Source organism: Endozoicomonas sp. ALD040 (assembly GCF_049275945.1).
Taxonomy (GTDB): domain Bacteria; phylum Pseudomonadota; class Gammaproteobacteria; order Pseudomonadales; family Endozoicomonadaceae; genus Endozoicomonas_A.
Genome location: NZ_CP184829.1, coordinates 5,725,000 through 5,739,406, shown reverse-complemented (window position 1 = coordinate 5,739,406; position 14,407 = coordinate 5,725,000). Strand labels below are relative to the sequence as shown.

The window sequence follows — 14,407 nt, the reverse complement described above, 5'->3', positions numbered from 1 at the left end:
GAATCAGGTAAAGTACGCTCTATGGAGAGCAGGTCGTTAGAATCAGACCACGACAATGAACCGGTGAGTGTCAGGTCTGATATTCGTGACCAGAATCGGGCATTATTGCGATCGTTGGTCTACTTTACGAGGGTTCTTCAAACCTTTAGGAAGTAGAATGATCAGCCAGTCCATTTCTCAATTATCAAAAACAACAAGGCTATCAATATTTACCCATCGTACCAGGGCGAGTCAGCTAGTCGCAGGTTCACTCGGTATTATTATGGCTTGCCACTGCTCAACATTGCTGGCAGCAAACCCTTTATTAACGCCGGTGGATGAAAGATTTTTTGCAGGAAAGGGAACAAAAGAGTCTGACTTTCTATCCGATTTGATTAATCATAATGCTCTTACAGGGAGGTTTCCCTTAGCCACCCCGAATGATACCAATCTTATCTTTGCCATGAATACCGGGTATGAACAAGACGTCAATGAGAGTGAGGTTCAAGAGCAACCGCAGGGAGCTGAAGCACCGCAGATGCAGCCTTTGATGAACCTTTCGCTGCCGCCAATGTCCCGCGAACAAATTGCAGAAATTATCCGTAAATTGAATTCAGGCCTCTCAGAAGACACTCTAACCACGCTGTTGAACAACATTCCGGAAATGCCCCCGGGTAATAATCTAACCATTGCAACTATGATTGAGCAAGTAAAGGCCAGTCTTCACGTTGACCTTGATGAAAATCAGAATGCAATTATGAAAACTCTATCTTATATCCTGGGTACCCTGTCTCCTGTCGATCTTAACAATTCACAACAACAAGAGAGCTTTGCGTATTTGCTGGTGGCTTACTATGCAGCCATAAATTCAAGTGGAGCTTCCTCTCAAAGAGCCCATGTTTTTTTTACTTCATTCCTGCTTCACGCTGCTGAAATAGCTGGACTATCCAGACTCCACTGGCATAAAGAGGTACTGTTAGGTAAACGTAAACCGATAGAAGATAAAAATGTTTTAAAAGAAAATGTTGCGAAATCATTTTCAGTCTTTTCTGGTCTGAAATTTTTTGAAACAGAACGCATTAAGCTTTTGCAACAATTGGAGAATCCCTTAGAGTCTGGGCAACCCGATAATGTATCAGTCGTTGGATTATTAAGCGGCGCTGTTAAACTGCTTAACCATGACATTGACAAGCACGGAATGCCGAAATATGTACGACAGCGAAGATCAGCTGAGCATATGCTGGATCTAATACGAGCATATGGTGGCGTAAGACCTGAATTAGTGGCTTGGGGCAATCAGTACTTGAATCTGATTGATATCATAAGCCTGATGGTTGACCCTTTCGATCATCCGGAGTGTTGGGACGTGATTGCAGACATTGCTAACATAGAGAAATATTTCAAAGCATCAGGTAAAAAGACAACCTTTTATAACAGTGAGCGCAAAAAAAAGAAATTGTTTAAAGAAATAAAAAAAGGAATAGCAGAGAAAATCATTGACTTGGGAAGTCTGGAACCTAGAACATTTTTAAAGCTGTTGGTACATATCAAATATTATATATGCCAACAATTACATGTAGATTTTCCTGATGAAAATGATTCTTTCGTCATACTGGCAACCCTCACTACAGGATTTAAGGCTCTGGTGGTGCAATCACTGAATTTATCGGAACTGCCTCCTGATACAACTATTGGCGCTGATGACGCTGAACAGGCTAACGAAGCCATGGATGACGAGGCAGCAAAGTTAGAGAAAAAAGACCTGATGAAACGTCTGGAGTTATTGAATGAATTCTCGAAATGGCTCGACTATTTAATTGGTTGGAGTACGGAGGTTTCTGAATTCAATTACGAGAGTGAATCTGAAAGAAGTGATACTGATAGTAGTGATTACAAAAGTTATTCTGACGGGAGTGATTCTGAACAGGATTATTGACACAGCAGAAGGTGTAAATCCCACGCAGCAACTGCTCCTGCGTTGCTCTGGCTCCTGCATTCATGCATCGGTTCGGTTGCGATAATTGGTCTGAAAATTTCTCGTAATCCTCGCTGCGGGGGGCCCAGACGGGGTCGCCCAGACGGGGTCGCCCAGACGGGGTCGCCCAGACGGGGTCGCCCAGACGGATGCTGAAGTCCGACAGGCTCCCAAAGACGACAATGAACCGGTGAGTGTCAGATCTGATATTCGTGACCAGAATCGGGCATTATTGCGATCTCTGGTCTACTTTACGAGGGTTCCTCAAACCTTTAGGAAGTAGAATGGTCAGCCAGTCCATTTCTCAATTATCAAAAACAACAAGGCTATCAATATTGACCCATTGTACCAGGGCGAGTCAGCTAGTCGCCGGTTCCCTTGGTATTATCATGGCTTGCCCCTGTATGGCATTGCTGGCGGCAAATCCTTTATTAACACCGGTGGATGAAATATTTTTTGAAGGAAAGGGAACAAAAGAGTCCGACTTTCTACCCGACTTGATTAACCATAATGCTCTTACGGGGAGGTTTACCTTAATCAACCCAAATGATACCCATCTTATCTTTGCCATGAACACCGGGAATGAACAAGACGTCAATGAGATTGAGGTTCAGGGAGAACCGCAGGGAGCTGAAGCAGCGCAGATGCAACCTTTGATGAACCTTTCGCTGCCGCCAATGTCCCGTGAACAAATTGCAGAAATTATCCGCAAATTAAATTCAGGCCTCTCAGAAGACACTTTAACCACGCTGTTGAACAAGATTCCGGAAATGCCCCCGGGTAATAATCTCACCATTGCAAGCATGATTGAGCAAGTCAAGGCTAGTCTTCACGTCGACCTTGATCAAAATCAGAATGCAATCATGGAGGCTCTATCTTATCTCCAAGTTACCCTGTCGCCTGTCGATCTTAACAATTCGCAACAACAAGAGAGCCTCGCGTATTTGCTGTTGGCTTACTATGCAGCCATAAATTCAAGCGGAGCTTCCTCTCAAAGGGCCCATGTTTTTTTACTTCATTCCTGCTTCACGCTGCTGAAATAGCTGGAATATCCAGACTTCACTGGCATAAAGATGAGCTGTTAGGTAAAAGTAAACCGATAAAAGATAAAAATGTTTTAAAAGAAAATGTTACAAAATCGTCTTCAGTCTTTTCTGGTCTGAAATCTTTTGATACAGAACGCATGAAACTTTTGCAGCAATTGGAGGCACCCTTAGAGTCTGGGCAATCCAATATTGTATCAGTCGATTTATTATTAATAGACGCTGCCAAACTGCTCAACAATAACATTAATAGTCATAGAATAGCGATCTATAAGCGACAGCAAAGATCAGCTGATCATATGCTGGAGCTAATACAAGAGCATGGTAATGAAGAACCTGAATTAGTGGCTTGGGGTAATCAGTTCTTGAAACTGATTGATGTCATAAATCTGATGCTCGACCCTTTCGATCATTTAAGGTATTCATACGTAGAGAAAGAGATTGATAATGTAAAGAAATATTTCAGAACATCAGGTAAAACGACAACCTTTTATAACCATGAGCGCAAGGAAAAGGAATTATTTAAAAAAATCGAGATTGGAATAACTCTAACATTCAATTCTTTGGGAAATCTGGAACCTGAATTATTTCGAAAACTATTGGTACACATCAAATATTATATAAACCAACAATTACACAGAGTTTTTCCTGATCAAAATGATTATTGCGTCATACTGGAAATCCTCATCGTCGGATTTAAGGATCTGGTGTTTCAATCATTTGAATTATGGGAACTGCTTCCTGGCACAACTATTGGCTTGCTTCCAACTTTTGTCTCTCATGACTCTGAACAAGTTAATGAAACCATGGACGAGGCAGCAAAGTTACAGAGAAAAGAACTGAGAAAACGTCTACGTGACAAGACAGCAAAGTTACAGAAAAGAGATCTGATAAAACGTGTATATTATTTGATGAAATTCACGGAGTGGCTCGATTATTTAAAGAAGATGCGAACAAGTCCTCAACCATGAGATAGTATTTTTATTAAGTCGGGAGTCAACAGTCAGCAGCGTGCAGTCTTAAGAACAGATATCTGCTAAATGTTAACTCACCACTTCTGTTCTTACTTATGGTTGTTATTTTTACCCACTCTCACCGCCAGAACGTCACAGCCCGCACCATGCAGAATGCTGGTTGATGTTGAGCCGAGGATCAGGGCCAGACCGTGTCTGCCGTGGCTTCCAACAACGATCAGGTCAACGTCTGATTCGTCAGCGATGCGATGTACTTCTCTTTCCGGGCGGCCATAAACGACATGCTGTTCGCCCTTGTCCAGATTAATACTCTCTGCCAAACGCGAAATACGCTCTCTGGCCTGCTGGGTGATTTCATCCTGAAGGGTTGTGAGGTCCAGTGGGATATCACTGCCATAAGCCACACTCAGTGGTTCAACCACATGCACCAGTGTCAGTCTTGCCTGGTAGGTTTCTGCAAGAGACTTTGCTTTATCCAGAACATCGTCTGCCTCGTCAGACAGGTCAATAGCAACGAGTATATGGTTATATTGACTCATAGACCGTCTCTCTCTTCCCGGTGTTTTTCAGAGAAATGTAGCTCAATCCAGTTTCGTAGCCATTTTTATCATCTGAGCCGGTGAGCTGCATTTCCGGATCATGGCTATGCACTATAACCACTACAGCTACAATACCGCTGCATAAAGTTGCGATATGAGGTTGTGACATAAAGTGGCGATTTACTGCAGGCATCATAGACCAAACGCCTATATTGTATGGCTGTAGCTGGAGTTGTCCAAGTAAATTTGCAATGGGTATTTGTTATGAATCAGTATTTTTGCGGATATATTGGTGTTCATTTCCTTGACATTGATAAAAAATTCAAAGAAGGTAGGCTCAAAAATTCAAACGGTTGTATGAATTTCTGGCGAACACAGTCTGAGATGTATTCATCAGGAGTCTTACTGAGAATAATCTGCCATTTTCGTTAAAGGCACTATTTTCAGTCAGACTTCTGGCGCCATTTGTTCAGACGTCAGTTATCAGGACAACCTTTTTCAATCCGTCCGGAGAGAGATAAATGATATATCAGGGGAAAGCGTTCAAGGTTCTGGCACTTGAAAGCGGCATCGCTGAGTTGAGATTTGACCTGGATGGGGAGTCGGTGAACAAGTTCAACCGGCTTGCCATTGAAGATCTTAATGCTGCAGTCCAGGCCATCAAGTCGGACGGCACCATTAAGGGTGTCGTTCTTACCAGTGGCAAGGAAGGCGTTTTCATTGTTGGTGCTGATATCAAGGAGTTCACTTCCAACTTCCGTCAGGAAGAGAGTGAACTGATGGAGATGGTCATGGGCGTAAACCAGACCTTCAGCAGTTTTGAAGATCTGGATATGCCGACCGTTGCCGCCATCAATGGCAGCGCTCTGGGTGGTGGTTTTGAGATCTGCCTGTGTGCTGACTATCGTGTTCTGTCCAACAAAGGCGGTGTCGGCCTGCCTGAAGTTAAACTCGGTATCTACCCGGGATGGGGTGGGACTGTCCGTTTGCCACGTTTGATCGGTGTTGATAACGCGATCGAGTGGATTGCTGCCGGTCGTGAACAGAAGCCTGATGCAGCTCTGAAAGTGGGTGCTGTAGACGCAGTCGTTGAAACCGAAAAGCTGGTGGACTCAGCGGTAGCTATCATCAAACGCTGCCTGGCAGGTGAGCTGGATTACAATGCCCGTAAGGATGAAAAGCGTTCACCTCTCAAGCTGCCTTTGCTGGAATCGCTGATGGCTTTTGAAACAGCTACGGCGGTTGTCAAGCAGCAAGCGGGCCCTCACATGCCAGCACCTGTGGCTTCTGTCAAAGCGATCAAAAAGCATGCCGAGCTGCCAAGAGACGAAGCCCTGAAAGTGGAAGCTGAAGGTTTCGTCAAGTTGGCCAAGACGCCTGTGTCTGACGTCCTGGTGGGTCTGTTTCTGAATGACCAGATGCTCAAGAAGAAGACCAAGGAGCTGACCAAAAAGGCAGGTAAAGTTGAGAAAGCCGCTGTTCTGGGCGCCGGCATCATGGGTGGTGGTATTGCATACCAATCTGCTTATAAAGGCACTCCCATCCTGATGAAAGACATCGCTCAGGAAGGTCTGAATCTGGGGTTGAGCGAGGCCAGCAAGCTGCTGTCCAAGCGAGTGGCCCGTGGTCGTATGGACCCTCTGAAAATGGGAGAGGTTCTTAATCACATTGTTCCAACTCTGTCGTACAGTGAGTTTGGTGATGTTGATGTCGTTGTCGAAGCCGTTGTCGAAAACGTCAATGTTAAGAGGGCAGTCCTGGGCGAAGTAGAAAATCACGTCAGTGAGGACGCTGTTCTGGCCTCCAATACTTCAACCATTTCAATAACAGAGCTGGCTAAGGATCTGAAAAGACCCGAAAAATTCTGTGGCATGCACTTCTTCAACCCGGTTCACGCAATGCCTCTGGTGGAAGTGATTCGTGGTGAGAAGACCAGCGAAGAAACGGTGGCAACGGTTGTTGCTTATGCCAAGAAGATGGGTAAGGTTCCTATCGTTGTTAATGACTGCCCCGGGTTCCTGGTTAACCGGGTGCTGTTCCCGTACTTTGGTGGTTTCGCCGCGCTGGTGAAAGACGGTGCCGACTTCCAGCAAGTCGATAAAGTCATGGAGAAGTTTGGCTGGCCAATGGGTCCGGCTTACCTGCTTGACGTAGTGGGTATCGATACTGGCTCTCATGCGGAAAAAGTGATGGCTGAAGGTTTCCCCGACCGTATGTCCCGTGACTGGAAGAGTGCCATTGACGTGATGTTCGAGAATGGGCGTTACGGACAAAAAAACAATGTCGGCTTCTACAAGTACGAGCAGGACAAGAAAGGTAAGCCCAAAAAGGTGGTCGACGAAGCGGCTTATGAGCTTCTCTCTGAAGTGGCTGGTGAAAGTCGTGAGTTTGAGACTCAGGAAATTATTGATCGCATGATGATTCCACTGTGTATGGAAACCGTTCGTACACTGGAAGACGGCATTGTTGATACAGCTGCTGAGGCTGACCTGGCTCTGCTCAACGGCATCGGCTTTCCGGTTTTCCGAGGCGGCGCCCTGAAGTACATCGATAGCATGGGTGTCGACAAATTCGTTGAACTGGCTGATCAGTACGCTCACATCAGTCCTCTGTATCAGCCTACTGAAAAGCTGCGGGAAATGGCCCGTGAAGGCAAGACGTTTTACGGCGCGTAAACAGCCTTGAGCGACAAAAAAATGGTTAATCACGAGCAACAGATTTAAGAGAGAATTGACTATGAGCCTTAATCCGAGAGACGCCGTAATTGTTGACTTTGGGCGGACCCCTATGGGTCGCTCAAAGGGTGGCATGTACCGAAATGTCCGTGCCGATGACCTGTCTGCCAACCTTATCACCGGAGTATTGAACCGTAATCCCGGTGTTAACCCTGAAGAAGTTGAAGACGTGATCTGGGGCTGTGTCAACCAGACTCTGGAGCAGGGTTGGAACGTCGCCCGTATGGCGTCTTTGATGACTCCCATTCCTCATACTTCATCAGCCCAGACTGTCAGCCGTCTTTGTGGTTCTTCCATGAGCGCACTACACACCGCTGCTCAGGCTATTCAAACCGGTAACGGTGATGTCTTTGTTGTAGGTGGTGTTGAGCACATGGGCCATGTGGGTATGATGCACGGAGTGGATCCTAACCCGCGCTTGTCCAAGTACGCTGCCAAAGCTGCTGGTATGATGGGTCTGACTGCAGAAATGCTGGGGTTGATGCACGGCATTACTCGTGAAGCCCAGGATGAATTTGGTGTGAGGTCTCACATGAGAGCCTGGGAAGCGACCAAAGCCGGTCAGTTTAAAGATGAGATCATCCCTATGCAGGGACATGATGATGATGGCAATCTGGCCGTTTTCACCGAAGATCAGACGATCCGTCCTGAAACCACACTCGAAGGACTGGCGCAGTTGAAGCCTGCCTTTAACCCGAAAGGGACAGTGACAGCCGGAACGTCTTCCCAGATTACCGATGGTGCTTCCTGCATGATTGTTATGTCTGCACAGCGTGCACAGGACCTGGGTCTTCAGCCAATGGCTGTGATTCGTTCCATGGCAGTTGCCGGTGTTGATCCGTCCATCATGGGCTATGGTCCTGTGCCCAGCACCAAGAAAGCTCTCGAGCGTGCAGGACTGACTATCGATGACATTGATCATGTTGAGTTGAATGAAGCCTTTGCTGCTCAGGCTCTGCCTGTCCTGAAAGACCTGAATCTGCTCGACAAGATGGATGAGAAGGTGAATCTGCACGGTGGCGCTATTGCCCTGGGTCACCCCTTCGGATGCTCTGGTGCCCGCATCTCCGGTACTCTGCTGAATGTAATGAAGCAGAACAATGGTACGCTCGGTGTAGCAACCATGTGTGTAGGTCTGGGTCAGGGTATTACTACGGTATTTGAACGTCTGTAAGGCGTCGGCCTTTGCCAGACGGGTTCCTGTCTGGCTTATCCTGCCTGAAAGTACTCGCCCCGGAATTCTATTCCGGGGTATTCCTTTTTGATGCATTTTTATGCAGAGATTCTGCTTCGAAAATGAGTATATTTTTCAGTGTCTGCATAAGTTATTTTGTCGGTAAAACCCGACATTTTTTCCCGTCAATGATCATCATGAAATCTGTCAGGCTTCACAGTAATTAAATAATCTTTTGATATTCAAGGATATTATTGCTTATAACTGGCTGGATTAATCATTGAGGCTGTGAAACGATAAATAAGAGGGTCGTTCGAGAAAAATTCAGGATCATTGCAGGGTTTTCCTTGACCGATGTTTTTCTTGACCTTATATATTGAAACAATTTTCAATTCCCGACCTTTCTTGTTTTGGTCGCAGACAGCACTGAGTGTTTTATGATCTTTTTTCCAGGCTGGTCAGCATAACCGGAACAATGGAGCTGATTACAGGACGTGTAAGGTAGCATGGGTAAATCTTTAGTTATCGTCGAGTCGCCGGCCAAGGCGAAGACAATAAACAAATATCTGGGCAAGGACTTTGTTGTTAAGTCCAGTGTTGGTCACATTCGTGATTTGCCCACTGCAGGTGGCTCCAGGAAGCCTGTGGACCCCAAAGCTCGGGCAAAGGCTGCTGCTGAGACACGTAAGCTATCTCCTGAGCAGAAAATCATCCATAAGAAGCGCAAAGCCAAAGAACAGCTGATTGAAAGAATGGGCATCGACCCTGAAAAAGGCTGGCAGGCACGTTACGAGATACTGCCCGGCAAAGAGAAGGTGGTTGACGAGCTGCGTCGACTTGCAGCATCGGCTGACACAATTTACCTCGCAACCGATTTGGATCGTGAGGGAGAGGCCATCGCATGGCATCTTCAGGAAGCCATTGGGGGGGAGCCTGGTCGTTATAGGCGGGTAGTCTTCAACGAAATTACCAGGAATGCCATCCAGGAAGCCTTCAAAGAGCCCGGCTCTCTCAATATTGACCGAGTCAATGCCCAGCAGGCAAGGCGATTCCTCGACCGTGTAGTAGGTTATATGGTTTCTCCTCTGCTCTGGGCTAAAATTGCCCGTGGCCTGTCAGCAGGGCGGGTGCAGTCAGTAGCGGTTAAGTTGATTGTTGAGCGGGAGCGTGAAGTCAGAAGCTTTATCCCGGAAGAGTACTGGGAAGTTTACGCTGACCTGGCTACGGAAAATGGAGAAGTTATCCGTTTTCAGGTGGCCAAAGAAGCTGGCGATGCCTTCAGACCTGTCAGTGAGGCTGCCACCGGAGTTGTTCTTGAAAAGCTGAGACAGGCTGATTACAAGCTGACCGTGCGTGAAGACAAACCGACCCGAAGTCGTCCTTCTGCACCCTTCATTACCTCAACCCTGCAGCAGGCGGCCAGTACGCGTCTGGGATTCAGTGTCAAGAAGACCATGATGATGGCCCAACGTCTTTATGAAGCGGGTCACATCACCTACATGCGTACTGACTCGACCAATCTGAGTCAGGAAGCGGTGGAGAGTGCCCGGGAATTTATCGATGGTACGTTCGGCTCAAGGTATCTGCCTGAAAATCCGAACCGGTATTCCAGTAAAGAAGGCGCTCAGGAGGCTCACGAAGCAATACGTCCTTCCTCTGTGACTGCTGAGCCAGGCTCTATTTCCGGTCTTGAGAAGGATGCAGAGCGGCTCTATGAACTGATCTGGAGACAGTTTGTTGCCTGTCAGATGACGCCTGCGGAGTACCTGAGTACGTCCCTGACAGTTCGGGTGGACGACTTTGATCTCAAAGCGAGGGGCAGAACCCTCAAGTTTGATGGTTACACCCGGGTTATGGCAGCCATAGCCAAAAAGGGTGAAGACATCATTCTGCCGGCTCTGGAAAAAGGTGATCCGCTGGATCTGAAAAAACTGGACCCGAAACAGCTGTTTACAAAACCGCCGGCCCGTTTCAGTGAAGCGGCTCTGGTAAAAGAGCTTGAGAAGCGTGGCATTGGCAGGCCCTCGACTTACGCTTCCATCATTTCGACGATTCAGGATCGCGGTTATGTTTCCCTGAAAAATCGTCGTTTCTATGCCGAGAAAATGGGCGATATTGTCACAGACCGGCTGGTTGAGAACTTCCATGATCTCATGGATTACAACTTTACCGCCAAGATGGAGTCCAATCTCGATGTAGTGGCTGAAGGTGGTGAGAACTGGAAAGATCTGCTGGACAGTTTCTACAGTGATTTCAGCAGCAAGCTGGAGCAGGCTGAAGACGACAGCGACGGTATGCGATCCAATGACCCTTCTCCTACCGATATCAAATGTCCTGATTGTGGCAGGGATATGATGATTCGCACGGCCAGTACGGGAGTATTTCTGGGGTGCTCCGGCTACTCGCTCCCGCCCAGGGAGCGTTGTAAATGTACCATTAATCTGGTGCCCGGCGAAGAAGTTGAAGATGCTGACGACGAGAATGCAGAAGTCAACGCCTTGCGGGCTATGCATCGTTGTCCCAAGTGTTCTACGGCAATGGAAAGCTACCTGATTGATGAGCAGCGTAAGCTTCATGTCTGTGGTAATAACCCGGACTGCTCTGGCTATGAAGTGGAAAAAGGTCAGTTCAAACTCAAGGGTTATGATGGTCCCGTGCTTGAATGTGACAAGTGCGGTTCTGAGATGCAGCTCAAATCCGGACGCTTTGGTAAATACTTTGGTTGTACCAACAGCGAGTGTAAAAACACCCGTAAGCTCTTGAAAAGCGGGGAAGCGGCTCCCCCCAAAATGGATCCGGTACCCATGCCTGAGCTCAAATGTCTGAAAGTGGATGATCATTATATTCTCAGAGATGGTGCCTCAGGTCTTTTTCTGGCGGCCAGTCAGTTCCCAAAGAACCGTGAGACCCGTGCTCCTCTGGTCAGTGAACTGATCCCGCATCAGGCGGCTATTGATCCAAAGTATCATTATCTTCTGGATGCACCGAGACAGGATGCTGATGGTAATCCCGCAATCATTCGCTACAGTCGCAAAACCAGGACTCAGTATGTTATGACTGAGTCTGAAGGTAAGGCGACAGGGTGGAGTGCTACCTTCCAGGACGGCAGGTGGGAAGAAAAAGTCACCAGGAAGCGTAAAAAATCCTGACCTGGCCTCGTCACAAACAAGACCTTCACAGAGATCCGTGGAGGTCTTTTTATTTTTGAGAAAGATTATGTCTGAGCAGTGGCGTTCCCATACCAACAAAAAATTACACTATGCCCGTTTACAGCTGGATGCCTGGGAAAGAGCAGAAGCTTTTGAGCAGGAGGCTTTTCGAGAGGCATTTCTGATGCATGCCAGTCAAGCCTATTCCTCGATGCTGGCGGAGATATTGTCTCCCTACGGTGAGCAGCTGACCCGGTTGCTGTCTCTGGAAGATGCTTGCAGATTGATGGATGAGCAACCTGCAGAAGTGTCTGAACTCGAGCAGTTAAAGCAGCTGGAGTCATCGGACAGTTGGCTGGCAGATTTACTTAAAGCTTATGACGATATTTTTAATGCTAATGGTAATATACAATCATATTCAAGTAATAGCAGTATGATTATGATTGCTTCGGATACCAGTGAAGTCACCAAAGGTATTAAGACGCCAGAAAGTGCCAAGAGTATTCTTGCCTCCCTCAAGGAGTTGGTAGGGCACTTTAGAAATTTCAATCTTGAATGGTGATTAGATTTTTTAGATCTGATTCATGACTCATAATAGTGTGCCTGGATTGATTCAAACCGTGCATGATTGTGGGAATGTTTAGAACTCTGTTGTTTATGGCTGTTGTTCAATTTGATCAGAGGTATCTTATGACTAAGATCATGCTGTGCTGTTCGGCAGGTATGTCTACCAGCATGTTGGTGGAGAAAATGCGCGAAGCAGCTGAAAGTCGGAGTGAAGAAGTCGAGGTTGAAGCCTTCGGCGCTAGTCATTTCGATGAACAGGTAGCCTGTTTCGATGTTGTTCTGCTGGGTCCTCAGGTTAAATATATGTTGAATGATCTCAAGCTGCGTGCTGCCGAATATGCTGTTCCGGTTGAGGCGATCAGCCCTGTTGATTATGGCACGATGAATGGTGCGAAAGTGTTGGGCTTTGCTCTGTCGCTAACAGCCTGATTAATTCCAGTTTATCGTGTGTATGCTGCAATACGGGGGCAAAAGCTGCAGCTCTTTTAAGGGTTTTTACTTTCCAGTCTGCAATAACACTTTGCATTACTCTCTACTGACCTATTGCATCATAAGTCACAATGCTGCATGATTTCTCCCTCTTATACGCTATTTATGGAACGAAATATGGCTGCATCGTTTTTGGAAATTGTGGAACTTCCAACAGGAGAGATTGTTCTGCGAAGCAGTGACGACGAGGGTGAGCCCCTGCTGACTATGAAATTTTCAGAGGAAGCCAAACAGTATCTTGAAGGGGACCATTTGCAAGTGGCAAAGGTCATGTTTGATGCTGGCATGCGTGAAGTTGCTGAACTCACTCGTCCGCAATCCTCTGAAGAAGAGATTCCTGAGAACAGAGTACTGCACTGACTCCATTTTCATGAAAATGACGGGCATCATGCAACCTGTCTACTGCGAATAGCCAGCCCCTGACACTGTCCATTCCTGGCTGCGCTTTCAAGCTTAGTTAGCCACCCTTTATCCAAATGCCCCAGCCAGCTGATGACAGTGTGGCTGGTTCCGGATGCCAGCGCTTTCCTGGTGAGTTCCAATGTCTGATTAATATTGTTGGAGCTAAAGATTTGCACCTTGTCATGATTTAAGTCGCAATTCTTTAACCAGTGCAGGGTTCTGGTGTCATCTGCCAGAATCAGGGTCAACCAACGTTCACTGTCAGTGGACAGCTGACTGAGCATGGGCGTCAGGAGTTGTTCTGCCTGCCAGGGTTGACCTGAAAGAATGAGTTCATTAATACTGGGCTTCAGAGACTTTTCAGTTTTTCCTGATAAAGTCTTTTCTAGGCGCGAGGGGTTAATGCAGACTGTATTGGTCTGGTAGCTTGGGGCTGAAAAATTGTGCCTTTCACTGCTGGTTCGGTACAGCATAAATTCTTCCTTCTGGCATAGCCCGGACGCTGTTTGTTATTCGCACTTCAGCGTAGTGGGCCTTTAACAACAGCTGCCTGTTGTGAGTAGTGTCTCTGGTAATGGTCAGGCTCATCTTATTCCGTCTAAGGACTGATTTCTGATGACTCCGACGCTTAAACCTTCGATGGCAAAGGCATCCTGAGTGAGATCAACGACTATGGTTTCGAACTCGTCGTTTTCCGGATGCAGCAATACTTTGTTTTTCTGTTTCTCGAATCTTTTTACGGTGACATCATCTTCAATCCGGGCGACGACAACCTGACCGTTTCGAACATCTGTTGTCTTGTGAACGGCCAGCAGGTCACCATCAAGAATCCCGATGTCCTTCATGCTCATTCCTTTTACCCTTAACAGGAAGTCTGCCGATGGGGTGAAGAAAGCGGGATTGAGCATCAGGTGGTCTTCGATATGTTCCTGGGCGAGGATCGGGTTCCCGGCAGCAACTTGTCCGATAATCGGAAGGCCTTCAGGCTGGCTGTCCGGAATACGGATACCGCGGGAGGCGCCGGGGGTAATCTCGATAGCGCCTTTACGGGCCAGTGCCCTGAGATGTTCTTCGGCAGCATTGGGTGAGCGAAAGCCGAAGGTCTTGGCGATTTCGGCTCTGGTGGGTGGGAAACCTGTCTCGTCAATATGAGATTTGATCAGGTCCAGTATCTCGGATTGCCGTTTAGTCAGTTTGATCATGGTCTCTCAATCTGTTTTTTTATACAGTATCTGTGATTATATACAGTATTCTTGTGGTGGCAAGTTATTATCCAGGCTGCGACGATAAGCAAAAACTGACAAGAGGGTCGTCAATGGTGCAGGTGAGGCATGCTTTGCCACCATAGTGATGAGTTGTTGGCTGAAATTCGCAAGCTGAG

The 14,407-nt window shown here is 47.0% G+C and carries 12 protein-coding genes; 9 read left to right on the top strand and 3 right to left on the bottom strand.

Annotation, left to right across the window (positions count from 1 at the left end):
- The first annotated feature begins 157 nt into the window (after positions 1–157).
- The 3 genes from ACOJUN_RS20750 (at position 158) to ACOJUN_RS20740 (ending at position 3,968) form a co-directional block, all read left to right on the top strand.
- Entirely contained in the window at positions 158–1,915 is a 1,758-nt protein-coding gene (locus ACOJUN_RS20750; RefSeq protein WP_422133784.1) for a hypothetical protein, read from the top strand.
- Positions 1,916–2,358: 443 nt separating this feature from the next.
- A complete protein-coding gene (locus ACOJUN_RS20745; protein ID WP_422133783.1) occupies positions 2,359–2,997 on the top strand; it encodes a hypothetical protein in 639 nt (212 codons plus the stop codon).
- Positions 2,998–3,137: 140 nt separating this feature from the next.
- Positions 3,138–3,968 (top strand): hypothetical protein, encoded by an 831-nt coding sequence (locus ACOJUN_RS20740; RefSeq protein WP_422133782.1) that lies wholly within the window; start codon positions 3,138–3,140, stop codon positions 3,966–3,968.
- Between the two features lie 92 nt (positions 3,969–4,060).
- On the opposite strand, the gene ACOJUN_RS20735 is transcribed toward ACOJUN_RS20740, so the two are convergent.
- Positions 4,061–4,510, bottom strand: a complete 450-nt coding sequence (locus ACOJUN_RS20735) for a universal stress protein (RefSeq protein WP_317146481.1) — start codon at positions 4,508–4,510, stop codon at positions 4,061–4,063.
- Positions 4,511–5,031: 521 nt separating this feature from the next.
- On the opposite strand from ACOJUN_RS20735, the gene fadB reads away from it, so the two are divergent.
- From fadB to ACOJUN_RS20705, 6 genes are all read left to right on the top strand, one after another.
- Positions 5,032–7,185: a fatty acid oxidation complex subunit alpha FadB gene (gene fadB / locus ACOJUN_RS20730; protein WP_422133781.1), complete on the top strand. Its 2,154-nt coding sequence runs from the start codon at positions 5,032–5,034 to the stop codon at positions 7,183–7,185.
- Positions 7,186–7,246: 61 nt separating this feature from the next.
- Positions 7,247–8,419: an acetyl-CoA C-acyltransferase FadA gene (gene fadA / locus ACOJUN_RS20725; RefSeq protein WP_422133780.1), complete on the top strand. Its 1,173-nt coding sequence runs from the start codon at positions 7,247–7,249 to the stop codon at positions 8,417–8,419.
- Between the two features lie 506 nt (positions 8,420–8,925).
- Positions 8,926–11,568, top strand: a complete 2,643-nt coding sequence (gene topA / locus ACOJUN_RS20720) for a type I DNA topoisomerase (RefSeq protein WP_422133779.1) — start codon at positions 8,926–8,928, stop codon at positions 11,566–11,568.
- A 67-nt stretch (positions 11,569–11,635) separates the two neighbouring features.
- Positions 11,636–12,130, top strand: a complete 495-nt coding sequence (locus ACOJUN_RS20715) for a DUF6586 family protein (protein ID WP_422133778.1) — start codon at positions 11,636–11,638, stop codon at positions 12,128–12,130.
- A gap of 95 nt (positions 12,131–12,225) precedes the next feature.
- On the top strand, positions 12,226–12,564 hold the full coding sequence (locus tag ACOJUN_RS20710; protein WP_422133777.1) for a PTS sugar transporter subunit IIB: 339 nt from the start codon (positions 12,226–12,228) through the stop codon (positions 12,562–12,564).
- Positions 12,565–12,741: 177 nt separating this feature from the next.
- Entirely contained in the window at positions 12,742–12,984 is a 243-nt protein-coding gene (locus ACOJUN_RS20705; RefSeq protein WP_422133776.1) for a hypothetical protein, read from the top strand.
- A 26-nt stretch (positions 12,985–13,010) separates the two neighbouring features.
- Here the strand turns inward: ACOJUN_RS20705 and ACOJUN_RS20700 are convergent, their stop codons facing one another.
- Positions 13,011–13,499 carry a SulA-like leucine-rich domain-containing protein gene (locus ACOJUN_RS20700; RefSeq protein WP_422133775.1) on the bottom strand — a complete coding sequence of 163 codons (489 nt, stop codon included), beginning with the start codon at positions 13,497–13,499 and terminating at the stop codon, positions 13,011–13,013.
- 111 nt (positions 13,500–13,610) lie between these two features.
- Positions 13,611–14,228 (bottom strand): transcriptional repressor LexA, encoded by a 618-nt coding sequence (gene lexA / locus ACOJUN_RS20695; RefSeq protein ID WP_422133774.1) that lies wholly within the window; start codon positions 14,226–14,228, stop codon positions 13,611–13,613.
- Positions 14,229–14,407 lie beyond the last annotated feature (179 nt).

Coding starts and splice junctions, on each gene's coding strand:
- fadB (WP_422133781.1), top strand. CDS start 5,032: ATGATATATCAGGGGAAAGCGTTCAAGGTTCTGGCACTTGAAAGCGGC.
- ACOJUN_RS20715 (WP_422133778.1), top strand. CDS start 11,636: ATGTCTGAGCAGTGGCGTTCCCATACCAACAAAAAATTACACTATGCC.
- ACOJUN_RS20750 (WP_422133784.1), top strand. CDS start 158: ATGATCAGCCAGTCCATTTCTCAATTATCAAAAACAACAAGGCTATCA.
- ACOJUN_RS20705 (WP_422133776.1), top strand. CDS start 12,742: ATGGCTGCATCGTTTTTGGAAATTGTGGAACTTCCAACAGGAGAGATT.
- topA (WP_422133779.1), top strand. CDS start 8,926: ATGGGTAAATCTTTAGTTATCGTCGAGTCGCCGGCCAAGGCGAAGACA.
- ACOJUN_RS20740 (WP_422133782.1), top strand. CDS start 3,138: ATGAAACTTTTGCAGCAATTGGAGGCACCCTTAGAGTCTGGGCAATCC.
- ACOJUN_RS20700 (WP_422133775.1), bottom strand. CDS start 13,499: ATGCTGTACCGAACCAGCAGTGAAAGGCACAATTTTTCAGCCCCAAGC.
- lexA (WP_422133774.1), bottom strand. CDS start 14,228: ATGATCAAACTGACTAAACGGCAATCCGAGATACTGGACCTGATCAAA.
- ACOJUN_RS20710 (WP_422133777.1), top strand. CDS start 12,226: ATGGCTGTTGTTCAATTTGATCAGAGGTATCTTATGACTAAGATCATG.
- ACOJUN_RS20735 (WP_317146481.1), bottom strand. CDS start 4,510: ATGAGTCAATATAACCATATACTCGTTGCTATTGACCTGTCTGACGAG.
- ACOJUN_RS20745 (WP_422133783.1), top strand. CDS start 2,359: ATGGCATTGCTGGCGGCAAATCCTTTATTAACACCGGTGGATGAAATA.
- fadA (WP_422133780.1), top strand. CDS start 7,247: ATGAGCCTTAATCCGAGAGACGCCGTAATTGTTGACTTTGGGCGGACC.